This is a genomic window from Cupriavidus sp. PET2-C1 (assembly GCF_054515855.1).
On sequence record NZ_JBTNRJ010000003.1, the window covers coordinates 980,021 to 1,002,857 of the forward strand.

General features: G+C 61.0%; 19 protein-coding genes and 3 pseudogenes. 11 read left to right on the plus strand and 11 right to left on the minus strand.

Annotation, left to right across the window (positions count from 1 at the left end):
- Window positions 1-5: 5 nt before the first annotated feature.
- From ACX12D_RS38315 to ACX12D_RS38325, 3 genes are all read right to left on the minus strand, one after another.
- On the minus strand, window positions 6-1,913 hold the full coding sequence (locus ACX12D_RS38315) for an amidase (RefSeq protein WP_459376991.1): 1,908 nt from the start codon (window positions 1,911-1,913) through the stop codon (window positions 6-8).
- A 118-nt stretch (window positions 1,914-2,031) separates the two neighbouring features.
- Window positions 2,032-3,513 carry an N-acyl-D-amino-acid deacylase family protein gene (locus ACX12D_RS38320; protein ID WP_459376992.1) on the minus strand — a complete coding sequence of 494 codons (1,482 nt, stop codon included), beginning with the start codon at window positions 3,511-3,513 and terminating at the stop codon, window positions 2,032-2,034.
- Between the two features lie 11 nt (window positions 3,514-3,524).
- Window positions 3,525-4,505 carry a Bug family tripartite tricarboxylate transporter substrate binding protein gene (locus tag ACX12D_RS38325; RefSeq protein WP_459376993.1) on the minus strand — a complete coding sequence of 327 codons (981 nt, stop codon included), beginning with the start codon at window positions 4,503-4,505 and terminating at the stop codon, window positions 3,525-3,527.
- A gap of 199 nt (window positions 4,506-4,704) precedes the next feature.
- Here ACX12D_RS38325 and ACX12D_RS38330 point away from each other — a divergent pair, with 199 nt between their 5' ends.
- Both ACX12D_RS38330 and ACX12D_RS38335 read left to right on the plus strand, forming a co-directional pair.
- Entirely contained in the window at window positions 4,705-5,052 is a 348-nt protein-coding gene (locus ACX12D_RS38330; RefSeq protein ID WP_459377455.1) for a hypothetical protein, read from the plus strand.
- Window positions 5,053-5,080: 28 nt separating this feature from the next.
- A complete protein-coding gene (locus ACX12D_RS38335) occupies window positions 5,081-5,233 on the plus strand; it encodes a hypothetical protein (RefSeq protein WP_459377450.1) in 153 nt (50 codons plus the stop codon).
- Between the two features lie 331 nt (window positions 5,234-5,564).
- Here the strand turns inward: ACX12D_RS38335 and ACX12D_RS38340 are convergent, their stop codons facing one another.
- Window positions 5,565-6,584 (minus strand): extracellular catalytic domain type 2 short-chain-length polyhydroxyalkanoate depolymerase, encoded by a 1,020-nt coding sequence (locus tag ACX12D_RS38340; protein WP_459377451.1) that lies wholly within the window; start codon window positions 6,582-6,584, stop codon window positions 5,565-5,567.
- Between the two features lie 534 nt (window positions 6,585-7,118).
- Here ACX12D_RS38340 and ACX12D_RS38345 point away from each other — a divergent pair.
- The 4 genes and pseudogenes from ACX12D_RS38345 (at window position 7,119) to ACX12D_RS38360 (ending at window position 9,028) form a co-directional block, all read left to right on the plus strand.
- Window positions 7,119-7,241 (plus strand): hypothetical protein, encoded by a 123-nt coding sequence (locus ACX12D_RS38345; protein ID WP_459376994.1) that lies wholly within the window; start codon window positions 7,119-7,121, stop codon window positions 7,239-7,241.
- Window positions 7,242-7,898: 657 nt separating this feature from the next.
- Window positions 7,899-8,018, plus strand: coding sequence for a hypothetical protein (locus tag ACX12D_RS38350; protein ID WP_459376995.1), 120 nt, complete (start codon window positions 7,899-7,901; stop codon window positions 8,016-8,018).
- A gap of 69 nt (window positions 8,019-8,087) precedes the next feature.
- Window positions 8,088-8,252 (plus strand): hypothetical protein, encoded by a 165-nt coding sequence (locus ACX12D_RS38355; protein ID WP_459376997.1) that lies wholly within the window; start codon window positions 8,088-8,090, stop codon window positions 8,250-8,252.
- Between the two features lie 52 nt (window positions 8,253-8,304).
- Window positions 8,305-9,028, plus strand: a pseudogene (locus ACX12D_RS38360) (IS6 family transposase).
- A gap of 90 nt (window positions 9,029-9,118) precedes the next feature.
- On the opposite strand, the gene ACX12D_RS38365 reads toward ACX12D_RS38360, so the two are convergent.
- Entirely contained in the window at window positions 9,119-9,505 is a 387-nt protein-coding gene (locus ACX12D_RS38365) for a nuclear transport factor 2 family protein (RefSeq protein ID WP_459376998.1), read from the minus strand.
- Between the two features lie 625 nt (window positions 9,506-10,130).
- Window positions 10,131-10,700, minus strand: a complete 570-nt coding sequence (locus ACX12D_RS38370; RefSeq protein WP_441641168.1) for an inclusion body family protein — start codon at window positions 10,698-10,700, stop codon at window positions 10,131-10,133.
- Between the two features lie 1,634 nt (window positions 10,701-12,334).
- Between ACX12D_RS38370 and ACX12D_RS38375 the strand changes: the two genes are divergently transcribed.
- The 5 genes and pseudogenes from ACX12D_RS38375 to ACX12D_RS38395 all read left to right on the plus strand — a co-directional run bounded on the left by ACX12D_RS38375 (window position 12,335) and on the right by ACX12D_RS38395 (window position 17,977).
- Window positions 12,335-12,793 carry a GNAT family N-acetyltransferase gene (locus tag ACX12D_RS38375; RefSeq protein WP_459376999.1) on the plus strand — a complete coding sequence of 153 codons (459 nt, stop codon included), beginning with the start codon at window positions 12,335-12,337 and terminating at the stop codon, window positions 12,791-12,793.
- A 197-nt stretch (window positions 12,794-12,990) separates the two neighbouring features.
- Window positions 12,991-14,481, plus strand: coding sequence for a MocR-like pyridoxine biosynthesis transcription factor PdxR (pdxR, locus tag ACX12D_RS38380; protein ID WP_459377000.1), 1,491 nt, complete (start codon window positions 12,991-12,993; stop codon window positions 14,479-14,481).
- Between the two features lie 176 nt (window positions 14,482-14,657).
- A complete protein-coding gene (locus ACX12D_RS38385) occupies window positions 14,658-15,866 on the plus strand; it encodes a benzoate/H(+) symporter BenE family transporter (protein ID WP_459377001.1) in 1,209 nt (402 codons plus the stop codon).
- A gap of 352 nt (window positions 15,867-16,218) precedes the next feature.
- Window positions 16,219-16,407, plus strand: coding sequence for a hypothetical protein (locus tag ACX12D_RS38390; RefSeq protein WP_459377002.1), 189 nt, complete (start codon window positions 16,219-16,221; stop codon window positions 16,405-16,407).
- A 119-nt stretch (window positions 16,408-16,526) separates the two neighbouring features.
- Window positions 16,527-17,977: pseudogene (locus ACX12D_RS38395) on the plus strand (ISNCY family transposase).
- A 132-nt stretch (window positions 17,978-18,109) separates the two neighbouring features.
- Here ACX12D_RS38395 and ACX12D_RS38400 read toward each other — a convergent pair.
- From ACX12D_RS38400 to ACX12D_RS38420, 5 genes and pseudogenes are all read right to left on the minus strand, one after another.
- A pseudogene (locus tag ACX12D_RS38400) lies at window positions 18,110-18,322 on the minus strand (sigma-70 family RNA polymerase sigma factor); the annotation flags it as partial.
- A gap of 4 nt (window positions 18,323-18,326) precedes the next feature.
- Entirely contained in the window at window positions 18,327-20,183 is a 1,857-nt protein-coding gene (gene rpoD / locus ACX12D_RS38405; RefSeq protein WP_459377003.1) for an RNA polymerase sigma factor RpoD, read from the minus strand.
- A gap of 148 nt (window positions 20,184-20,331) precedes the next feature.
- Window positions 20,332-21,477, minus strand: a complete 1,146-nt coding sequence (locus ACX12D_RS38410) for a DUF1275 domain-containing transporter (protein WP_459377004.1) — start codon at window positions 21,475-21,477, stop codon at window positions 20,332-20,334.
- A 65-nt stretch (window positions 21,478-21,542) separates the two neighbouring features.
- Window positions 21,543-22,358, minus strand: coding sequence for a fused MFS/spermidine synthase (locus ACX12D_RS38415; RefSeq protein WP_459377005.1), 816 nt, complete (start codon window positions 22,356-22,358; stop codon window positions 21,543-21,545).
- Between the two features lie 37 nt (window positions 22,359-22,395).
- Window positions 22,396-22,776: an HPr family phosphocarrier protein gene (locus ACX12D_RS38420; protein ID WP_459377006.1), complete on the minus strand. Its 381-nt coding sequence runs from the start codon at window positions 22,774-22,776 to the stop codon at window positions 22,396-22,398.
- Window positions 22,777-22,837: the final 61 nt, after the last annotated feature.

Sequence of the window (22,837 nt, forward strand, 5' to 3'; positions counted from 1 at the left end):
CATCTTCAGGGCATCAAGCGAACTTGTGCGCGCCCAGCTCCGAGCGGCGAGGCGCGCGTGTAAAGATGCACGTAGAGCTTTCCGGCCAGCAGGTCCTCGCGGTCCTGGCCACGCAGGGTCAGCGTGCTGTCACTCTTCAACTGGCCGCTGCGCGTCAGTACTGCCAGCACCGGGCCCGCTCGCTCGCCGTCTCCCCGCTGCAGGGTAATGGCAATCACGTCGGACGGGGCCGCCCGCTGTGCGCGGGCGGTCACATGCAACTCGCCGCTGAGTAAGTTGTAGCGCAGGCGCACGTCGGCGGTGGCACCATGCCCTTGGGCGATGCGCACGTCGCCGTGCAGCGGGTGCGGCGCGCGGCCGTCCACCAGCGGCGGCGTGCTGAACGGAGCGCGACGTGGCTGTGTGACCTGCTCCCAACCATAGGCCAGCGCCAGCAAGCGCGGCTCGGCAAAGGCGCCGCCCAGCATTTCCATGCCGACCGGCACGCCGTCGCTCGTGAAGCCAGCGGGCACGGCGATGGCAGGCAGACCGGTGCTCGCGCTCAGTTGGCAGTTGGCGCCGGTCTGGGCCTCGCCGATGCGTACAGGCTTGCGGCGCAGTGAGGGGTAGACCAGCGCATCCACATTCTGCGCGGCCAGCGCGGCGATCACGGACGCGCGTAGCGTGGCGCGCCTCGCAAGCGCTTGGCGATAGGCCTCGCTGTCGCGTACGGTGGTCTGGTTGCGCAGGCGAAGCGGTGCGTCCAGTTGAACGTGCTGTAGCCCGCGATCGAGAATATCGTCGAGTGAATGCACCGGGGAGTTGGGCTCTTGCGCCAAGTAATCGGCCAGGTCGAACTTGAACTCGTAGGGAATCACGCTGCTGTCTGCCAGCAGTGCGTCTAGGTCGGGCACCGTCACGTCCACCACCTCGGTGCCCTGCGCACGCATTGCGTCCACCGCCTTGCGCACAATCCCGCCAATCTCCTCATCCTCCGGAGCATTTCCGAATAAACTTCGCAGCACGCCAATGCGCGCACCTTTGAGTGCATCGACACGCAGGGAGTCGCGGTAGCTGGTGGGAATATGGCCGGCTGAGTTGGCACTGACCGGGTCGGCTGGATCGGCGCCGACTGTGGCGTCTAGCATTACCGCCAAGTCGGTCACAGTACGCGCCAGCGGGCCGGCCACGTCCTGCGTCGATGATAGCGGCATCACGCCAGCGCGGCTGGACAGCCCGGCGGTTACGCGCAGGCCAACTAGGTTCTGGTTTGCGGCCGGGATACGAATCGAGCCGCAGGTGTCCGAACCCATGCCGGCCGCGGCGAAGCTGGCGGCCACAGCCGCTGCTGTTCCGCCGCTAGAGCCGCCGGGCACTCGGTTGGTGTCATATGGATTGCGAGTGGCGCCGGTCAACGACGACACCGTGGTGATACCAGCCGCTAGTTCGTGCATGGCGGTCTTGCCAAGGATCACCGCTCCGGCTTCGCGCAAGCGGCGCACCTGGTACGCGTCGGCGGCGGGTTGCAGGGTGGCCAACGCCAGCGCGCCGCCGGAGGTCGGCATGTCGGCGGTGTCGAAGTTGTCCTTTATCAGCACCGGAATGCCGTGCAGTGGGCCGCGCGGGCCCTTGGTGCGGCGTTCGCGGTCGAGCGCGTCGGCCTGCGCCAGCGCGGCAGGGTTGATGCGTAGGACGGCGTTCAAGCCAGGGCCAGCCTGGTCGTAAGCGGCAATGCGCGCCAAGTAGGCCTGCACCAGGCGGCGCGAGTCCGTCTTGCCGGAGACCTGCGCCGCCTGGAGTTCGTCGATGGAGCGCTCGAAAACGTCGTCGCGGGTGCTGGTAGCCGAGGCGGGCACTTTCGCTATGGCGGCTAGCGATACCAATACGGAAAGGGAGGTCGCGGCAAGGATCAGGCGGCTCAAATGGTTCTTCATTGGCAGGTTCATTGGAAGCTCTTGTGTGTCGGCGGCCAGCATGCAAGACGCCGGAAGACGCTAGCATTCCGGCGTCGATGTTTGATCTGTTGCGCGTGGGCGCGGCGCGCAGGACGCGTTAGCCGTGTGGCGTGGTCGACACCAATATCGACGTCACAAAGCGCCCGGGGCGCTGCGCTGTCGGCGTCCCCTCAGCGAGCGTTGGCTGCCCCGCTACCAGTACATGGTGCACGCCCACGCAGGGTGCCTGCGGTGCCTCGAAGGTGGCACGGTCCTCGATGCGTGCGGCATCGAAGACGGTGATGTCCGCTACGTTGCCCGCGGCGAGCACGCCGCGCCCCTCGAGCCCGAAGCGCTGCGCCGGGAGGCCGGTCAGCTTGTGCACCGCACGCTCCAGCGGGAACAGGCCGAGGTCGCGCGAATACAACCCGAGCACGCGTGGGAATGTGCCCCACAGGCGGGGATGCGGCGTTTCGTCGTAGGGAATGCCGTCGGAGCCGACCATGGTGTCAGCGTAGCTGAGGATGTCGCGGACGTCGTCCTCGTGCATGATGAAGTAGACCGCACCGCCTGGCACCATGGCATCGGCAGCTTCGCGCCGCGAGCAGCCCCATTCCTGTGCCAGGTCCTCCAGGTAGCGTCCCGCCGCTTCTGGATGTGGGCCGGACCAAGTGATAAGGATGCGTTCACACTGCTCCACGCGTTCGGGACGCAGCATGGTGGACGACGCCGCGTAGGGATAGCAGTCCATGCAAAGCGGCATCTGCCGCGACAGTGCGCTGACCTTGGCCAGGGTCTCGCGGCTGCGGCCATGGTTGCGTCTGCCCACCAGCTTGTGATGCGAGATAACCGTCTGCACGCCGAGCGCCTGGCCGATGCGGGCGGTCTCGTCGATGGCTTCGCTGACTTTGTCGCTCTCGTCGCGCATATGCGCTACGTAGACGCCGCCGTGTTGCTTGAGTGGCTCGCAGATGCGCACGATCTCCTCCTCCGGTGCCGCTGCTGAAGGCGGATAGAAGGTGCCGGTGGACACGCCAATGGCGCCCTCGCGCATGGCACGCGCCACGTCGTCGCGCATGGCAGCGATTTCTTCGTCATTGGCCGCGCGCTGCAGGTCGGCAACATGCCGGGCTCGCAGTGTTGATTGGCCGATCAGCACCGAAACATTGACTGCCGCCGGCTGCTGTGCGAAGGCTTCGCGATAGGCGCCTACCGAATCGAAGCGGTAACCGCCCCGCATCATATTCAGCGGGGCAGGTGGAGTCTCCTCGGTGACCAGCGGGAACAGGCTGATGCCGCAATTGCCGGTGATGACCGTGGTCACGCCCTGCGTGACCTTGGCAGCTATCGCGGGCGAACTGAACACCATCCAATCGTCGTGAGAGTGGCTATCGATGAAGCCTGGCGCCACTACCAGGCCGGTGGCGTCGATGGTTTCGCGCGCGCCGGTGCCCGACAGGTCGCCAATGGCGGCGATGAGGCCGTCGCGAATGCCGATGTCGGCCGCCCGGCGCGGCGCGCCGGTGCCGTCGATCAGGTCGCCGCCGCGGATTAGCAGGTCAAAGGTCGGCAAGTCGGAGGATTCGGTCATGACGGTCATGGCAAGTGCACTCAATCGATCCGGGCGCCGCTCTTGCGGACCACCTCGGCAAACTTCCTGGTCTCGGATGAGATCAGGGCCTGGAACTGCTGCGGCGTGCCGCCAAGTGGCTCAAACGAGAGCCTGTCGAGTTGGGCGCGGAAGGCCGGCTCCCTGAGGATCTCGTTGACCTCGCGGTTCAGCCGTGCGATCACCTCGGCGGGCGTCCCGGGCGCCGCCACCAGGCCGCTCCAGGCGGTCATTTCGTAGCCCCTCACGCCGGCCTCATCGAGCGTGGGCACCTGCGGGAAATGCGGCGAGCGCTTGAGTGAGGTCACCGCGAGCGCGCGCACCTTGTCAGCCTGCACGCTGGGCCCGATCGAGGGGATGTTGTCGAACATCAGTTGCACATTGTTGCCAAGCAGATCCTGGATGGCGGGCGCGCTGCCCTTGTATGGCACGTGGACGATCTGGACGCCGGTCAGGGTCTTGAACAGTTCGCCGCTCAGATGGCCTGTGGTGCCGTTGCCCGCCGAACCCATCGACAGCTCGCCGGGATGCTTGCGCGCATAGGCAATCAGCTCCGGCACTGATTTCACCGGAAGTGTCGGCGTCACCACCAGCAGGTTGACGGTGGTCACCAGCCCAATCACGGGCACCAGCTTATCTGGGTCGTAGGGCAACTTGCCGTAGAGTGCGCGGTTGGTGGCGAGCGTGGCGTTGTTGCCGTAGGCGATGGTATAGCCGTCGGGCGTGCCGGCGAAGAGCGCTTGCATGCCGATATTGCCGCTGGCGCCGGGCCGGTTCTCGATAACGACGGGCTGGCCCAGCCGCTTGGACAGCTCGTTGCCAAGTAGGCGGGACAGCAAGTCGGGCGATCCGCCCGGCGCGGTGGGTACGATCAGCCGGACGGGCCGCTCGGGCCAGGCGGCATGAGCGGAAGGCATCCACGCCGCTACGGCGAGGACGGTGCCCGCAAGGGTGGCGAGGGGGTGGCGCGCAAACGAAGTCATCGGGGTATTCCTCCAGGGGATGGGTAGTGCTGGAGTGGCATTCTGTCCGGGCCGGCAAGGCGCCCCTCTTGGGCGCCGTGTCTTGCGGCGTGCCATCTGGTGCCTGCAGTATGGCCGGCGTCGGTCCCGGGCCAAAATGAAATATCGGTGGTGATTTATTCCGTGGCGGAATGTATTGCCGGGCGAGGATGACATCCCGGTGCGCGTACCGCCAGTCTGGGGCGTCATCCCCGACTGGCAGCAGCGGGCGGTCAACGCCGGACAGACCGTGGAACATTTCTGGGTGGGATACGCCACGCTTTGTGCTGGCGTGGCTGCGGTGGCCGAGCGCGCGCGAGCGATCACCTGGATCCGCGTCCGGATGGCCCAGGATGGGCTGAGCGTTGGTGGGCCACACGGCATTGACCACTCGATGCGCTTTCGTGATGGCGACCAAATGCTCATCCCCGCCAAGGAGTGGGAGCGCGACCGTGCCAAGTATCTCGGGCTGTCGGGCCTGCCAGCCACCGCGGATACCTTTGTCGAACAGCGACTAGCGACTGGATGAAGGCCTGCGGTCGGAGAAGGGCGCTCGGCTGAACCGTGCGCTCGGCTCGGCCACCGAATTCGAACATCACTATGACTTTGGTGATGACTGGCAGCACCGCGTAATTGTCGAATCGTCTTCCGGAGGGCAAGCGTTTTCGCCAGCCCGGCAAGCCAGCAGAGCCAGCGCCAGGTCAGGGTAGCCAGTTGATCGGAGCCGGAGACATAGAAGATGTCCATACATTGGGCGTTCGTTCAATATTCTGTGTTGTTCATGCTTCACGAACACAAAGGAAAGTTGAACGACACATCGGACTCCAGTACAGCAAACCGGCATTCGACAGGACGCTTGGCTCATCGCCCAGTCATTTCCAAATGGCTGACCGGTTCATCGACGTCACCAACATTCACTAGCACCAGCGCGAGCGCGAGCTGTTGCTTGAGCGCTGGGCTCATTTCTCATTGTCGGGCGCAAACTCTGGTGTTGCCAGCTGCGACAGGCAACACCAAGGGCGCACGGGCAGCCGCCGTGCATTACGGCTTTGAGAGCAGCCTGCCGACCATGGCGTTTACTGCGCTCAATTGTGACCCCGATTTCAGCGCGTAATCGGAGCCGGTATAACCGAACCAGTCCCAGCAGCCTTGCGGATTGAAGGGAACCGTAGACGAATTCACCTGCGGGTACAGCACGAGGATGTTGTTCGTGTCCGCCCAGTAGTTGTAGTTCGTCTTCGCGTAAAAATCATTTCCGACAACGGCTTCGGACTGCTTGCACCCATGGAATGCCACGTGGACTTTGCACGTTGCCCCCTGAGCGCATGAATTTGGCACATAGACGAAGCCCGTGTCCGCCATGCCCGTCGCGGTCGTCGCGAATTCGCGCTGGTTGAACGGCACGATTCTCCCTGACAAGTTCTTCGCCGGCTTGTTCAGCGTGCCGTAGATCTGCTGCAGCAACGCGCCGGCCTGATCGTACTTTTGCTTGCCGATCGCGCAATGACTGATATATGGAGATGCGTTATCCGAGCACACGTTGCCGAACGCTGGCGTGATGAATGCGTGGCCGGCTGGCACGTTGTTCACGTACTGCAGGTTAGACGCAGGAACGCCGGCCTCCTTGAAGAACGACACTGTCGCGTCGACTGCTTGCTGGTACACGACGGTATCCTTGGTTCCGCTAAATACATAGACCCTGGCCTTCTGCAAATTCGATAGGGGGTCAATCTGACCGAGCGACGCAAAACCCGTCGCGGCGGCTACCATCAATGCTGGATTCGGTGGCACGAACGGCACTTGCCCCATGCAGATGGTCGTGTTGAGAATGTTCCCAGCTGCACAATAATACGGCCCACCCGCTACAACGCCTGCACCGACTACCGAGCCCGAGTATGCGACCTGGTACTGGATTGCCATGAAGGCGCCCGATGATAGGCCGGAGACTGAGGTCTGCGATTGGTCACCAGCAAAGGAGGGCAGCGCATCGGCGGCCAACGCCGTATGAGGAAGAGCAGCGAGCGCAAAGGCAGCAATGGTAAGGGTGCGAAGCGATTTCATCATGGTAGCTCCTGTGGCACAACGGTCGAAACAGAAATTGCACTAAAGGACAACACCGACTAAGAACTCTATTGCCCATTGGCGCCGGCGAATCGAAAGGAGGGCGGGACCTCGCATACGCGGTCGTGCTTCAAAAGCGCCGTGCTGTGGATCCGCGATGTGGAGCCGACTACGGCTATTGACATCACAACATCACGGCCATATGCAGCGCCTGCATCGTCGAATTCCGACAGGAAGTTTTGGCTAATGCACTGCATTTGTGCGCACCGATACCGGGCTGCGACGTTTTAAGGCCCCTACTTGTGCTTGGTCTTGTGCTGTGCAACATTATCGTCATTTCAAGAGAGTGCCGAGCTTATATTTATGCTTGCGTGCGATATTTGCAACGGTGTCGTCTGATTGTCATGTGAAACACCTATGTATTGGCCGTTAACTTCCATCCGAGACAAGAATTTAAAATAAATAAAATCTGAAATAATTAATTTTTAATTTCGTTTAGAATGCATTAGGGCGCATGCAGCTCGTGATAAGCGCGTGTTCCAGTCCTCGACGGAACTGGACACGCGCGCGCAGGTCGCAGTGGCGCAGGAGCGGGCCAGCGAGCGTCGCGCGCTGGGCGAGATCGACCACGAACACACGCTGCGCCAGAAGGCCTAGCAGGCGCGGACGCTAGACGCCGCCGAGGCCGAAGCCGAGGAACGGGCGCGGCTACAGGCGGAGGCAGGGCAGGCGTTCGAGCGAGTGCAGGCGGCAGAAGAAGGGTTGCAGGCGGAACTGGAAGCGGCCGTACGGCGGGCCGCAGAAGCCTCCACGACGCGCCGCCTGGTAGGTGCCAAGCGCCGGATGCCGGTGACGCGCACCAAGTTCAAGCCCGGGCCGATCTAAGGGAGGACGGCGGGGGTGTCGGCTGATTTATCCACCGCACGCGGGGACAAGCCTGTGGACAAGCCGCGCGGGGGCAGGTAGCAGGCGGCCTCTGCGGATTTGATTAAGGCTTAAGCAAAGAGGGCGAGCCACACGCTCCCGCCGGCGCGGATTGACACAACAGCCGCCCCCGGACAACCTTGAAGCCCAATGCTTTTCCAAGACGACTCGACGCGGCATCGGGCGTCGCCCCAAATCCATTCACCTACGCCATATCGATCGATATCGAGCGCGCGCAAGCGATAGGCTGGTTCCGCATCCAGATGGCCCAGCACGGTCTGACCCTGACCGACCCGCAAGCCGCCGGCTGCGTTGCCGAAGCCACTGCCACCGCCCTGCGCGGCACGCTAGCGCAACGTGCAGGGGCAGGGCTGGGACGGTCGCTGCGCCATGCCGGCGTGGCTGCAGTGGGCTGTCAACGCCGGGCAGACGGTGGAGCATTTCCGCGTCGGTGCCTGCGCTCGTCGTCTACCGATGCGAGGCCGTCCCCACAATGTGGAGGATCGATGAGAACCATGAGTGCTGGCCCGTTCAACCTGCAGATCGCCGAGACCTGCCCGGGTGCGTACGCCGCGCTGCGTGAAGCCAATGCGCGGTATCGCGCTGACGCTGCGCTTCCTCGACGGCGATGCCACCGTGACCGAGGCCGACTGCCTGGCGGCCAAGGATGACGCGGACCGCGCCGAGGCCGCCGCGCGTGCGGCCTTTCGGCTCACGCTCCAGCCCCTGGTCAATCAAATCTAAGGAGGGAGATCACGGGCACTGTCACGTTGGGGAGGTCGCGTAGGATGGCGCGATGAAGAAGAACTCGTTCTATCACGGTCACCGTTTTCCCGCCGTCGTCATCAGTTGTGCGGTGCGCCGGTATTTCCGTTTCCGCCTCAGCCTGCGCGACATCGAGGAATTGCTGTTCGAGCGCGCCGGAATCGTCAGCTACGAGACGATCCGCCGCTGGTGCGAAAACTTTGGCGCGGAGTTCGCGCATCGTGTGAAAGCCGCACGGCGCAAGCCAGGCAACACGTGGCATTTCGACGAGATCTTCGTGGCGCTGCGCGGCGAGTTCTACCTGCTGTGGCGGGCGGTCGACGACCATGGCGCCGCCGAACTCGACATCCTGCCGCAGACGCGGCGCGACAAGGCCGCCGCCGAACGCTTCTTCCCGCGCGTGCCCGGCGCCGCGCAAGATCGTCACCGACCAGCTGCGCGGCTACCCGGCCGCAAGGGCCGACATCCCCGAATTGGCCAGCATCAGGCACGTGTTCGTAAAGGCCCCCGTCCGCGTGAACAATCGCACCGAGAACAGCCACTAGCCGACCCGCGAACGCGAGCTGCGCATGCGTGGATTCCGCGATCCGAAGCGCATACAAAACTTCCTGTCCAGCTTCGAGCCAATCCGGCAGCACTTCGTGCTGAAACGGCATCTGCTACGCGCTTCGCTCTACCGCAAACACCTCGTTGCGCGATTCGCTACTTGGAATAAATTCACTGACGTGGCCAAGAATCCGTCAACCGTCTCCTGAGCAGTGGGCACGCTCCCCACTGCCTTGTGTCGATATTGCCAAGTTGACAAAGCCTGGGAATCCGACGGGTAGAAAATTGCCGGTCTTACCTTATAGAAAGCGGATCGACGTATCGGCGAAGCCCTTCCAGCGCCGAATCTTGCCGTCGGCGACCGTGAAGACGTGCACCCATTCGGTTTCAACCAACTTACCTTCAGGACGCGCGGTTCCCCGCAAGAAGCCGAGTACAACCACATGCTCGCCTGACTCTATAAACTCTCGCGGCTCGAAGATTTCTGTGTCGTCCGCCTGCGCGAGCTGTGCGAAGAAGCTGGCGACTTCGGCCTTGTTGGTGCGTTGCCCGGTGTAGGGAATCTGCGGTGGCCCTACCATTTTCCAGTCGACCTGGTCGGCCACCAGATCGAGGATGGCATTGACGTCGCCGCGGCCATACGCCTCATAGGCTGTTTTCACGACAGAAATCGGGGTTGTCATCATTGTCTCCGGTTGCACGCTCCGGCCCTGCGATCGCAGGGGCGGGTGTCTCCAACTTAGAGCGCAATGGTCCCCCATTCAAGGGCTGTGGTGCCGGGGTTGACGTCTGGGTTTAACCGCGGGCGGCTCGCAATGTGATCTACACCTACCGTTTCGTGAGCGTACGTCGCCGGCTGTGCTGGCCCAGCGCCAAAAACAATGCAAGGATGCCGCGCAGAATGGCTTCAATCGCGATGATGCCGCGCCGGGTGTTACCAAGAATGACGGTGGTGTCCCCAAGGGCGCATCCGTGGTGCCCATATTCGCCTTTCCGGAAAGGCTCAGGCGTTCTTGGCTTACGGCGCAAGCGAAGGTGGTGCACGGCTATGCGGCGATGCTCAAGGTTTAGTTGGCATCGTCAACCGCATGGCGGTGCTTGCCCGCCCCCAGTCCGCCAGGCCTTGACAGCCTCGTCGCAAGCCTCTTCGACATGCTGCCTATCAATCTTGTTGACGCTTATCTCAGGTAGATTGATCGCCCCCCTCACGCTGATATTGGTAAAGAGCGCGAGGATGGAGCGGTTTGATGGGACTGGAGAATAAATGAGAGTGCCAGCCCCGCATCAATTGCCGAAAAAGCCGTCAAATAATCAAGCCACGACCACGGTCGGGTCCCAGGTAACGTATCCAGCTAACACTTGGTTTTCGTTATCGTCATCTACAGTGAACAGTGCGGCACAAGCCCAGAAGTTCTGCGCCGTGCCTTTGCTAGCTACTAGGGTATCGCACCTGGAGAAGCTCTCCGGAACAAATTTGAAAGGATAGCCGTTAGGCGACGTCGGTTGAGCGGCTCCTTGAAGCGTGATGACGTTAACCACCGGGTTATTGAGAACCGAACCACCACCCGATAGGCTGTAGATAAAAGCCGCGCTGTCCGAGTTTCCGGACGTGCTGCTGCAGTAAAATGACAGAGTATCGTTGACGTGGGCGTTGAGCGAAATGTTGCCGGGGTCTCCCCCTGTGCTCCAGCCGCGGGGGTCGTCGGAAACCATGTAGATGTTCCCATGCCCGATCGATGTGGGACTCGTTGGGTTCTGACTCAATGAGCCATTGGCAGCAATGATGGCTTCGACATTCATCGTTGTCATCACATTGATGGTGATGCTCTGGGTTGAATCTACGGCTGCCTTGCCTTTGACGGGTGCATTAGCTTCTGCCATGATGGTCTCCTCGCTTCGCGCCTACTCTTTTTCCGGTTTTCGGAAATCCCGGTGAATTTCACGATAAATATTGTCAAAAATCAATACATCATTACTGATATAAAACTAATAAAAATATATTCTCCTCCCCATAATTAAAATCGAAGTCCAATCTTCATTGGTCATATAAAAACTAACATCGGCGACGATTTTATTAAAAAAATACATCGCGTTTTCAACGGAGCTCAATCTGATTTGCGCGGTATGATTCAGCGTATTTTCTGATTATCGGTATTCAGGCGATCAATACCGGACACCGGAGCGCGGCGTTTTGTTTCGTCACGATGTGGAGACTAGGCCAGCGCGTGACTCATTGCAAATTCGTCAGGCTTATATCAGACGTAACTATCGAGCATTGAGGCGCTATTTCATAACGCGAAAGAGTTATTATTTTTCCGAATCCCCTATATAGGGGGGTACTCCATCAAGATAGGCCTCAGCAAGCCCTGTAGGCAGCATGTGGATGAGGCTTGCGGCGAGGCGGTCGAGGTTTTCTGCGATCGGGTCGTACACGATGGTTGCGTGTGGCGATCAACGCTAGGGGGTCAATCGGCCCAGCTCTGGCGAAATGGAAATTCGGGATATGGCTTCTCAGCTAGTCAAGCGGTCCAGTCCCTTTTTAGTTCCAGCCGCATCGCATTGAGGCGCGTTCCGGTAAGACGGGAAGCTGCGTTGGCGAACGCGGCGGCAATGGGCGGCGTCGCGGCCCGCCGACGCCGCCCGGGTTTTCATCGCTCAGCACATTGGCGCGGAATGTCGGCAGCGGCAAGGCGCCCGAACTGGCAACTTACATCGTCAGGAAGGGTGCCAAGCGATCCGGATCGGCCACTCAGAATAAAAGAAGCTTTCCATGAACCCGCAAGGCTCCAGCCTGGGTCCCGACCGGTAAGAAGTGGGCGTGAGGGCAATGGGCTCACTGGGCAATCACCGCCGGATTCTTGTGTAGAAGTACGGATACCTCCAACTTACACGTCCCCCGTACATGACGTAATAGGCGCATTTAGAGGGTATCGACTCATAACTTTCATATGTGAAAGTCGCACCATCCCGTCGCCCCGGAGGATAGATGTCGCATGAGACACTTAAAACTATGCGGAAGAAATGAAAAATGCTGTTCTTGATAAAAAAGTTATCAAGAATATATAAAAGTGCTGCATTGCGCATAACACGAAGCATAAGTATGCTTATGTGCACTTATCTCGATAATTTGCATTCTCAAAAAACGGAAATTCAACCGTACAGGTCGTCAGCGATCTGCGGGACTGGCCCTATGTGGTTCTGCTTGGCGAGCCTGGCATTGAAAAATCGACCGTCTTCAAGCAACAGGCCGCAATCGAGAGTGCCACGCTACTCACAGTGCGGGAACTGATCAATGGCGCTGCGCTGAGTCCAGATTCTTCCCTATTCTTGGATGCGCTAGATGAGTACCGTGCGGATGGGGACTCGAACTCGACGCTGCAAAGCGACGCAAATCATCTGGCATCCCGCGGGCTGCACCGCCAATGCGGTCTGGTCCTCTCCCGAAAATTGGACTGATGAAGCAGTCCAGATGAGGGCTAAGCTCTCCATCTTCAATCCTGGTATGGAAGATCGCAATGGACAACAATCAGAGCTCGGTGATAGTACGAGAAGTTCAAGGCAGCGACTACGAGCAATGGCAGAAGCTCTGGCTGGCCTATCAGAATTTCTACGAAGTGAATCTGGAGGAAGGTATCACGAGATCGACCTTTAATCGGTTCCTCGATCCAGACGAACCTGTATTTTCTTCCGTTGCCGTCAAGGACAAGCAGATTATCGGCCTGGTCAATTCGGTGCTGCATCGCTCGACATGGTCAGTGGCCGATTACTGTTACCTCGAGGATCTATATGTCGCGCCGACGATTCGCGGTGCAGGCACGGGAAAGCTGCTGATCGAATGGGTGCAAAACTTTGCGCAACAACACCAATGCGCGCGATTGTACTGGCATACGCACGCAACCAATAAGCGTGCTCAAAAGCTATACAACTGGGTTGCTCAAGATTCCGGTTTCATTGAGTATCGCATGACTTTATAGCACTTCCAGCCACGCGGGCGATTCAGCGTTGTTGGTCAAGGTCGCGTCCGGGATCATGCCCGGACACTTCATCGGCAAGGCACGAGAGGCTTCCGCGTGGTGACGGTGCAGGGCAGGCCTGTCCAGTGAAGTCCGGTCGATTCAGGCAGAATGAACCGCTCTATAGATAGATTTGCCGAATATTGGCAGACCGCATCATGCTCAGCATCGAACTGGAAACGCTCAAAATTCACATTGCCGATCCGAAGCTGGCATCGCTGGAGCTGCGTGTCCGCGTGCAACGCGCGCTGCGTCAACTGATATTGAATGGCGCCCTCGCGCCCGGCTGCCGCCTGCCTGCAACCCGCACACTCTCGCAATCATTGAGCGTGTCGCGGGATACCGTGGAGATGGCCTACGTCCAATTGCAGCTGGACGGCTATATCTGCCGGCGCGAAGGCTCCGGCAGTTTCGTCTCGGACAAGCTTGGGCCAGGCTTGCTGGGGACGCGCAAGAGACATGGCAGCACGTCCGCAGCGCTGCGTCCGAAGGCCACCCAGCCTGCGGCGCTCAGTGGAAGAGGCGCGGATATCCTTGCCAACGGCGGCGTGTCGGATCAGCAGGTGGTCAAGGCCTTCGCCACGGGGCTGCCTGAAACCCGCACGTTTCCTGTGGAAATCTGGGAACGGTTGCAGCGTCAGGCCGTCAAGGACTGCCGCTCCAGCGTTCTTCTGCATGGCGACCCGCAAGGCGTCGAGCCGCTGCGCCAGGTTATCGCGGACTATCTCAATCAGGAGCGCGGGGCCAGGGTGACGGCGGATCAGGTGCTGGTGCTGACCAGCACCCGTCAGGCACTCTTCCTGTGCGCCCAGGTACTGGCCGATGCCAACCAGCCCATCCTTATGGAGGACCCTGGCTATTTCGGTGCGCGCAAGGCGTTTGAGATGGCACAACTCAAGATCGTGCCGGTCCCCGTGGACGAGAAAGGGCTGCGCACGGATCGCCTGCGCGCGGACAGGAGCGGCGCCAATGCCATTTACGTCACTCCCTCGCATCAGTACCCGACGGGTGCCACGCTCGCGTTGGAGCGTCGCCTCGAGTTGACGGCCTGGGCGGCCGAGCGACAGGGCTGGATCATCGAGGACGACTACGACAGCCAGTTTCACTACGAAGGCTTACCGACCGCTTGCGTGCAAGGGCTGGATACGTATCAGAGAACAATCTACCTGGGCACATTCAGCAAGTCCCTGTATCCCGGTTTGCGCATGGGCTACATGGTGCTGCCGCATGAACTGGTCAAACCAATGACCTATGCCAGAAGCATCCTGGACGGTCACACTCCGCAGATCGCCCAGTTGACATTGGCACGCTTCATGGACGCCGGCCATTTTGGTGCTCACGTCCGCTCCATGCGAAGAATCTATGCGGTGCGGCGTGAAGCGATGGCCCATGCCGTTCAGCGGCACCTGTCCGGCATCGTGACGGCCCACTTGCCCCCGGGCGGATTGCAGATGCCCTGCCTGCTGACCGAGGGCTGGTCAGAGCAGGACACAGTCAGGCAAGCGGCACGGGCCGGCATCCAGCTACCCGGACTCAGCCGTCTTTATGCCAACCGCCCCGTCGCCGGTGGATGGTTGCTCGGATTTTCCGCGCTCACTCCCCACGAGATTGATACCGCCACCCGGCGTTTGGCCAGAGCCATTGCGTAGTTGTTCGATGGTGGGCGGAACGCATCGGACCGCATGGCCAATGCGGTCTGGTCTTTTCATAAGAACTGGACTGATGAAGCGGTCCGGATGAAGGCTAAGCTACCCCTCTTCGAGGTGAGGGGAGGGCAGCACTTTCCTCCCTGAAACCGCAACCCCATCAGGAAGGACCGGCCCGCGTGACCAGATCAAGAGCAAGACTACGACTCGACGACTTTGTGGCACCGGCGGTCGCCGCACTGATTTCCGTCATCGTCAACTACGGTGGTACCTTCGTCCTGGTTTTCCAGGCCGCCCAGCTTGCCCGGCTCAGCCCGGCGCAAACGGCCTCTTGGGTCTGGTCAGTGAGCATCGGCGTCGGCTTGACCGGAGCCTGGCTGAGCTACCGCTATCGCGAACCCATCATCACAGCCTGGTCCACGCCCGGCGTCGCCTTCCTGGCAACGATCATGCCGTACACACCCTATGGCGAAGTGATCGGGGCTTACGTCATCTCGGCTATCGGCTTCACTCTGCTCGGCATGTCCGGCGCCTTCGAGCGCCTGGTGCGGTTGATTCCCGGCGGCATTGCCGCCGGATTGCTTGCCGGCATCCTCTTGCAGTTCGGCGTAAATGCGTTCGGCGGCGCAAGCGCCGATCCGCTGCTGGTCGTCGTGCTGGTGGTGTCCTACGCAGCGCTGCGCCGTTTCACCTCGCGCTTCGCCGTGGTCGGAATCCTGGTCATCGGCATGGCCATGCTCATTGCGCAGGACAGAATCGACGTGCAGCGCGTTCACCTGAGCCTGGCCGCTCCCGTTTTTGAAATGCCGCAGTTCTCCGTGGGCTCGCTGCTGGGTGTGGCGCTACCCCTGTTCGTCATCACGCTTACCGGACAGTACATGCCTGGCATGCTGGTGCTGCGCAACGACGGCTTCAAGACCAGCGCCACCCCGATTCTCGCCGTGACCGGACTAGGCTCGCTCATCATGGCCCCGTTCGGCTCGCACGCCTTCAATGTGGCGGCCATCACCGCGGCGATCTGCACCGGCAAGGACGCTCACCAGGATCCGTCGAAACGCTACCTCGCCGGACTGGTGTGCGGCATTCTTTATGTCACGGTCGGCATCTTCGGCGTCACGCTGGCCACCTTGTTCATGGTGCTGCCGCGCTCCTTCATCACGACCTTGGCGGGGTTGGCCCTGCTCGGCGCCATCGGAGGCAGCCTGGCCAATGCCATGGCCGATGCCCGCACACGCGAGACGGCACTGATTACCTTCCTGGCAACGGCAGCCAACGTGACCTTGCTGGGCGTAGGCGGTGCGTTCTGGGGGCTCGTGGCAGGCCTCGTGGTGCATCTGCTGATCTATGGTGGTCGCAAGACACTGAATGAGGCGGCCGTGGCCAAGTAAGTGCAGATTTTCACTCCACGGCGTCGCGCTGCCGTCGCGCATCTGTGGGCGGGGAGCCGTGGCCTGAGTCGCGTTCTGGTGCGAAACAGCAAGGTGATTCACCCGGCCAGGCGGCGGCTTGGCGCGTTTGACTGCCATGCATGATTTGGCAGCCATCGGCGCCGCCAGATTCGGCATCCTTTCAGCTCCCTCGCTCGAAGTCGTCCATCGCGCGGTGATCCCGATCCACCGGCAGCCCGGAACTGCCGCCGCGGAGTGCGATCTCCACTGCGAGCTTCGCGCCCTGAATTGAAATCAATCAGCTCGGCAATTCGACCGATGGTAAATCAACGAGAGAAATACCAAGCGGTCAATGGCGGCGCTAACCAATCGCGCCGCCGGCGAGGTCCAGCAACTGACCAACGCGCAGCAGCAGTTGGTGGGCGTCCGGATTGCCGCGGCGCAGGCGCTCGGCTTGGTCCAGCAGCCAGTCGATGGCTTCGGGCGTTCAGCGTCCATGGCCTGCCTCCAATTTGCTAACACGTTCCAAAATTTAACATAAGCCTTATTATCGGCGAACTTTGTTGTAAAGGCCAAATCAGAATGTCCGGTTTCAGCCATATCAGAATGTCCTCTGGATAGACCTATACTGGTAGCGCCTGTGTTGGACGGGAGCGCGCCATGAAGGATCGAGGGTTGATCACCATGAGTCTGCGCGAAGTTGACCGCTTCAAGGTCATTCAGGCAACGGCCGAGGGCCTGCTGGCGCAATGGCGCGCCGCAGAGCGCCTGGATCTGACGGCGCGCCATGTCCGGCGCCTGGTGCTGCGTTTGCAGGAAGACGGGCCCAGCGGCCTGACCTCCCGCAAGCGCGGCCGTGATAGCAATCGGCAACTGCCGCCAGGTCTGGAAGCGCGCGTGCGCGGCCTGATCCGCGACAGCTATGCCGATTTCGGCCCGACCCTGGCTGCCGAGAAGCTGCGCGAGCGCCATGGCATCGACCTGGCCACGGAGACGGTGCGCCGGATCATGATCGACGCCGGCTTCTGGGTGCCGCGCAAGCTGCGCCCGCCCAAGGTCCATCAGCCGAGGAATCGCCGTGCCTGCCTGGGCGAACTGGTGCAGATCGACGGCAGCGACCATGCCTGGTTCGAGGAGCGGGCGCCGGCCTGCACCCTGCTGGTGTACGTCGACGATGCCACCAGCCAACTGATGCAGTTGCTGTTCGTGCCGACCGAATCGACGCCGGCGTACTTCGAGGCGACGCGGGCCTATGTCGAGCGCCACGGCAAGCCGCTGGCGTTCTACAGCGACAAGGCGGGCATTTTCCGGGTCAATGCCAAGGATGCCGCCGAGGGGCGCGGCTACACGCAGTTCGGGCGCGCCCTGTTCGAGCTGAACATCGACATCCTGTGCGCCAATTCCAGCCCCGCCAAGGGCCGCGTGGAGCGGATGATGGCACCTTGCAGGATCGCCTGGTCAAGGAACTGCGCCTGCGCGGCATTGGCACCCTGCCAGCCGCCAACGCCTTTGCGCCGGCCTTTGTCAGCGACTTCAATGCGCGCTTCGCCAAGCCGCCGCGCAGCGACTTCGATGCGCACCGGCCGCTGCGTGGCGACGAGGACCTGAGCCGGATCTTTAGCTGGCGCGAATGGCGCAAGGTGTCGGCCAGCCTGACGCTGCAGTACGACAAGGTGATGTACCTGCTGGAGGACCGGCCCGAGCACCGCCGCCTGATCCACCGCTATATCGAGGTGGCCGAGTATCCGGACGGCAGGATCGAACTGTGGGCCGATGGCGCTGCCCTGCCCTACACCACCTATGACCGGCTGGCCCAGATCGACCAGGGCGCGATCGTCGAGCACAAGCGGCTGGGGCACGTGCTGGCCATCGCGGCAAAGGTCCAGGCGTTACGCGATAGCCGGCAAACCGCCGGCCCGTCGCGCACGATCTCGGGCGATCCGCCGCGCCCGGCGCACCCCGCCCAGAACACCAAGCGCCAGCGCTTGATCAATCGGCTGGATCTGGAGCGCGCCCTGGCCGGCACCACCGCCCCACCCTGTGCCGGCTTCTCCCCTTCCGGCCAGCTCGACTGCGTTACGGGGAAACCACAAAAAGCACGATCGCACTGACATTTCTAATTAGCCGGCCGACTGACATTTAAAAACAGCCTGGACATTTTGTGTGTAAAGGCCAAATCAGAATGTCCGCACCCCCGTCGTGGAGGACGGCCTGATGGTCTGGCGTGCTGCCGAGAAGCTTGGGATCGGGATGCGGATGGTGGGTGCCTTGTCAGCAATAGAGCGAGTCACCGCCTGGCGAATCCACAAGGCCGCGTAGGTCGAAAATCGATAACCACGGCGGTAGTCGAATTTATCCGCCGCCCGCATCAGCCCGATGTTGCCCTCTGGAATGAGATCCAACAGTGGCAAGCCACGATTGATGTATTTCTTGGCGATGGAGACGACCAGGCGAAGGCATTCATGACTCGCCGCGATAGGCATTCAGGCGTTCGGTGCTCTCGGGCTTCCGTAGCTTTCGCAGGGCCTGGCTTTCCAGTTGCCGAATACGTTCGCGGGTCACGCCGAATTGCAGGCCAATCTCATCCAGCGTGTACTCGGTCGCCGTGCCGATCCCGAAGCGCATCCGCAAAATCTTCGCCTCCCGCGCACCCAGCGTCGACAAGACGGCTTCCAGGTCCCGCTTGAGCCCCGCTTGAACTGCCGCATCAAGAGGAGAGGCGGTGATCTCGTCCGCCAACGTGTCTCCCAGCAACGCATCCCCGCTCTCCCCAACCGGCATATCAAGTGATACCGGCTGCTTGACAACGTTTAAAATGGACTTGATCTTCTTCTCGCTCATCCCCACCTTGGCCGCCAAGACATCCGACGTCGGCATTGCTCCGGTTTCACTGAAGCACTCGCGCGAGGCCCGATTGATTTTTCCAACGACCTCCACGAGGTGCATCGGGATACGGATGGTGGGTGCCTTGTCAGCAATAGAGCGAGTCACCGCCTGGCGAATCCACCAGGTCGCGTAGGTCGAAAATCGATATCCACGGCGGAAGTCGAATTTGTCCGCCGCCCGCATCAGCCCGATGTTGCCCTCTTGAATGAGATCCAACAGTGGCAAGCCACGATTGACGTATTTCTTGGCGATGGAGACGACCAGGCGAAGGTTAGCCTCGATCATCTCGGCTCTTGCTCGGCGAGCCTTGACCCGCGCTCCTGTCACCAGCCGGCCGATTTCCCTCAGATCCTCAAGGGAAATAGCGGCGCGAGATTCTATGGCAAGCAGTTGTTGCTGCAGCGCCTGGATTTCCAGAATCTGCCGCGGAAGCAAACCGTTGGAGGTTGGACAGTCCGCCCCAAGCGCTTCCGGCCAGTCGAACTGGATTTCACGACCCTTTAAGCGCCGCGCGAACTCATCGCGTGTCATGCCGCATTGACCGATCAAGATCCCAGCAAGTCGCCGTTCCGTTTGACGAACATCCTCAAGATGCACATTGAGGACTCGGCTGAGCCGCTCAATCGCGATGGGGCTGAAGCGCAGCTTGGCGAGCACACATCGAATCGCTGCCAGCGCCTGACTATCCCGGAGCGTGCCACCTTCATGAGGCCCGTGGGATGCGGTCGATTCGATAAACTGTGCTCGTACGATGGTGAGCCACTCAAGTACGTCACGCTTCAGAGCGGCAGTCGACGTCGCCTCCGAGGCGGTGCTCGGACTCTGGGCGCAATCATCGGGCTCTCCATCTTCCTCACCTACTCTGGCGTCGAGCCGTAACCCGGTATCCGTGCCCGGATTGTCAGCGGGAACGGTTTGGGCATCGACGACGTGATCAGCGAGGTCATCTACGGCCAACTCGTCGCGCTCGACTTGCTCGGCCATGGCTAAGAGCTCGGAGACGACGGTTGGACACCTCGCCATTGCGTCAACCATTTCCATGATTGCCTCTTCATGGCGGGTTGCGATCTCTACCTCGTTCTCGCGAGTCAACAACTGGACGGCGCCAATTTCCCGCAGATACATCTGCACAGGATCGGTGGTACGACCGAATCGGTTATCGCTCTGCGTGATGGCTGCGGTAGCTTCCTCCAATGTGGCCTCATCGGAGCTTGAGACCGGCGCGTCCTCGATTAACAGCATCGTGTCGGCAGGCGCTCTATCCACGACCTCAATGCCAAGCTCCACCAACATCGCCAGAATTCTGTCGGTAATGCTGGCTTGGTCCTTGCCGTCAGGAAGATGGTCGCTGATTTCACCGTGGGTCAGGAATCCGCGCTCCTTGCCGAGCGCAATCAGCGTAATCAGGTTCGTTTGTTGGTTATCGTTCATCTGACACACAAAAGTCGGGCACGGGAGGCGCACCCATTCACAGCATTCCCCAAGCACGTTATCGATGGCTCCAGGCCATCGTGCCGTTCCCAATTTGGCACCAAGTTGGCCGACCGTGGGTACGTCACTCCTGCTTCGAGCGTTCGAGTCAAACACGCAGGCGAGCCAACCAGGCCACCACCATCGCGGCCGCGCCAAGCCAGAGCGCAACAATCACGACGACCGCAACGCGACTGACGGGGCGCTCCGCAGCGAGCGCTGCGGCGGCGCGATGCTGTTCCATCACCTCAGCTGGGATCAACCGGACCACCAGCAACACACCTAGGGGCACCAGCACCACATCATCCAGATAGCCCAGGATCGGGATGAAATCCGGAATCAGGTCAATGGGAGATAAGGCATACGCGGCCACCAGCAAGGCTAGCGCTTTCGCATACCAAGGCGTGCGAGGATCACGCGCTGCCAACCACACCGCGTGGACGTCTCGCTTGACCTCGCGTGCCCATGCGCGCGCGCGTGCGGCCAGCCGCGGGAGGAAATCCGAGCGCAATATGTGGATTCGCACATCATCCATGACTGGTACCGCGCCAAGGGCGAGCAGCAAGGTGGCCAATGGGAGGGTGACGCTGAACCCGACATGCCGAAACCCCACAGCCCCAACGACACCGCCGGTGAAGAACAGTGCGACCAGCGTCACGAGCACACGCAGTTTTCTCCGGTCGGCCAGCACAATGGGCTTGGCAGCATCGGCTTTGGCCAGGTTCCAGTAGAGCAGCTTACCCAGTTCAATGCCGATGTCGGTGACCATCCCCGTGATATGCGTGGTCCGGATCTCGGCCTTCGAGAGCTTCGTGATCATGGCATTCTGCAACCCCATGATGAAGCAAAGCACCATGACCGTCGCCGGCACGAACAGCCATTCGTGATGTTCGAGATTGCTGCCTAGCAGACCAAAACATACCAGCAACGCCGCCTCCAGCATCAAAGGCAGCGCATATTCGCTGTGCAGGCGCTCGCGCCGCCCCCAGTTGATCAAAATCGCAGAGCAGGCCGCGCCCGCCAGAAACGATAACAAGGCACCGAGGCCGTCCAGAATGAGCCCGACACTGCCGAGCGCCAGATTGTCGGCCATGGCAGACACGATGCCCGACATATGGGAGGTGTACTGCTGCACCGCCAAGAATCCGCCTGCATTGGTGGCGCCCGCCACAAAGGCAAGATAACGCGCCAGTTGCCGGTTGGCTTCTGGACTGCGCTCCCTTCCAGTCAGTCTGCGCAAGTATCGGATCGGCATGGTCGCATCGGTGGGCGTTACCTTCGGTTCAGACCGTGTCTATCCAACATCGGCCCGCAAGCTCATCAGCCCGTGAGCTTTTGCCAGAATGTGTGATCTGACGCGAGCCGTTTGCCCTGTTTCAGGCGACGCGCGGCCGATCGCAAATTCAGCGGATGCGTGGTTTCCAGGATGCGAGCCCGCGTCAGCAACTCGTCCTGGGAGGGAAGCGCCCGCGCCCCCTTCCACGCGAACAGCGTGTAGTTGCAACTGTCCTCGGACAGGGCAATGGAAAATGACTCGCCGAACACCGAACGGATCTCTTCCATGTAGAACGGGATATCGGTATCGCTGTCGAGGTAGTTGGCCACCAATACCCCGTCGTCGGCGAGCCGCGCATGGCACGCTGCGTAGAAGGCGGCGTTCCCCAGTTGCGCCGGCATGCCATGGGCGAGAAAGCCATCCACCAGGATGACCTCCGGCCGCGCGTCCTGACTCTTGACATACTCGGCGCCATCCGCGCAGACCACTTCGAGCCGCTCGTCGTCGGGCGGAATGTGAAACGTATCGCGCAAGGCGATCACTGCCGGATCGATTTCAATGGCAACAACCTTAGCCTGCGGAAGATGCCGATAGCAATACTTGAGCAATGATCCCCCGCCCAGGCCAATCATCGAGATCCTGGTGGGTGCCGGCTGCAGCAGCAGAAAAGCCATCATCGTCCGTGTGTAGCCGAGGACAAGCTTGTCGGGGTCATGCCGCGACATGATGCTCTGGGTCGCCAGCGCATCGAAATGCAGTGAAAGCGCAAGCGGGGTTTCCAGCACAGTCGGGGTGCCGTCGTCAGGGGCTTCGGAGAGAAACTTTAAGTAGGCTTCAAAGGACGTGCGATTGGGGTCCATGTGGGGAGCTCGATCAGGCGTGGTGGTATTCAATTCATCACTCCATCAGCAGCGCGGCGATGACTTGCACGGCAGCGACTTCATCCGGGCCGGTGGCCTGAATACGCACCTGGGTCCCCGCCCGCGCCGAGAGCCCCATCACGTCCATCACATTCTTGGCGTTCGCCGAGCAATCATTGCTGACAAGCAGAATCTCGGACTCGAACTGGGCGGCGGTAAAGCTTAGCCGCGCTGAGCCGCGACCTTGCAAGCCCGTGCGATTGGTTATTTCAATTGTCGCGTCTACCACGTCGCCCTCAAATAAAAAAGCGGCCTCTAAGCAACTTGCATACATTAGGCCTTCTGACTTGCCACCGTTGGCCAAACAGCCAAACAAGCTCGCCTGGGTATGCACGAACAATGCCAGCGAGCGCACCATAGCTCACATCGCGAGGCTTTCCATGCCTTCCAGGCTTCTGTCGGGGGCCAACATCTTGGGA

Excerpts from the sequence above, each read along its gene's own strand:
- ACX12D_RS38315 (WP_459376991.1), bottom strand. The coding sequence starts at position 1,913 with ATGAAGAACCATTTGAGCCGCCTGATCCTTGCCGCGACCTCCCTTTCC.
- ACX12D_RS38320 (WP_459376992.1), bottom strand. The coding sequence starts at position 3,513 with ATGACCGTCATGACCGAATCCTCCGACTTGCCGACCTTTGACCTGCTA.
- ACX12D_RS38325 (WP_459376993.1), bottom strand. The coding sequence starts at position 4,505 with ATGACTTCGTTTGCGCGCCACCCCCTCGCCACCCTTGCGGGCACCGTC.
- ACX12D_RS38340 (WP_459377451.1), bottom strand. The coding sequence starts at position 6,584 with ATGAAATCGCTTCGCACCCTTACCATTGCTGCCTTTGCGCTCGCTGCT.
- ACX12D_RS38350 (WP_459376995.1), top strand. The coding sequence starts at position 7,899 with ATGCCGGCGTGGCTGCAGTGGGCTGTCAACGCCGGGCAGACGGTGGAG.
- ACX12D_RS38365 (WP_459376998.1), bottom strand. The coding sequence starts at position 9,505 with ATGATGACAACCCCGATTTCTGTCGTGAAAACAGCCTATGAGGCGTAT.
- ACX12D_RS38370 (WP_441641168.1), bottom strand. The coding sequence starts at position 10,700 with ATGGCAGAAGCTAATGCACCCGTCAAAGGCAAGGCAGCCGTAGATTCA.
- ACX12D_RS38375 (WP_459376999.1), top strand. The coding sequence starts at position 12,335 with ATGGACAACAATCAGAGCTCGGTGATAGTACGAGAAGTTCAAGGCAGC.
- pdxR (WP_459377000.1), top strand. The coding sequence starts at position 12,991 with ATGCTCAGCATCGAACTGGAAACGCTCAAAATTCACATTGCCGATCCG.
- ACX12D_RS38390 (WP_459377002.1), top strand. The coding sequence starts at position 16,219 with ATGGCGGCGCTAACCAATCGCGCCGCCGGCGAGGTCCAGCAACTGACC.
- rpoD (WP_459377003.1), bottom strand. The coding sequence starts at position 20,183 with ATGAACGATAACCAACAAACGAACCTGATTACGCTGATTGCGCTCGGC.
- ACX12D_RS38410 (WP_459377004.1), bottom strand. The coding sequence starts at position 21,477 with ATGCCGATCCGATACTTGCGCAGACTGACTGGAAGGGAGCGCAGTCCA.
- ACX12D_RS38415 (WP_459377005.1), bottom strand. The coding sequence starts at position 22,358 with ATGGACCCCAATCGCACGTCCTTTGAAGCCTACTTAAAGTTTCTCTCC.
- ACX12D_RS38420 (WP_459377006.1), bottom strand. The coding sequence starts at position 22,776 with ATGGTGCGCTCGCTGGCATTGTTCGTGCATACCCAGGCGAGCTTGTTT.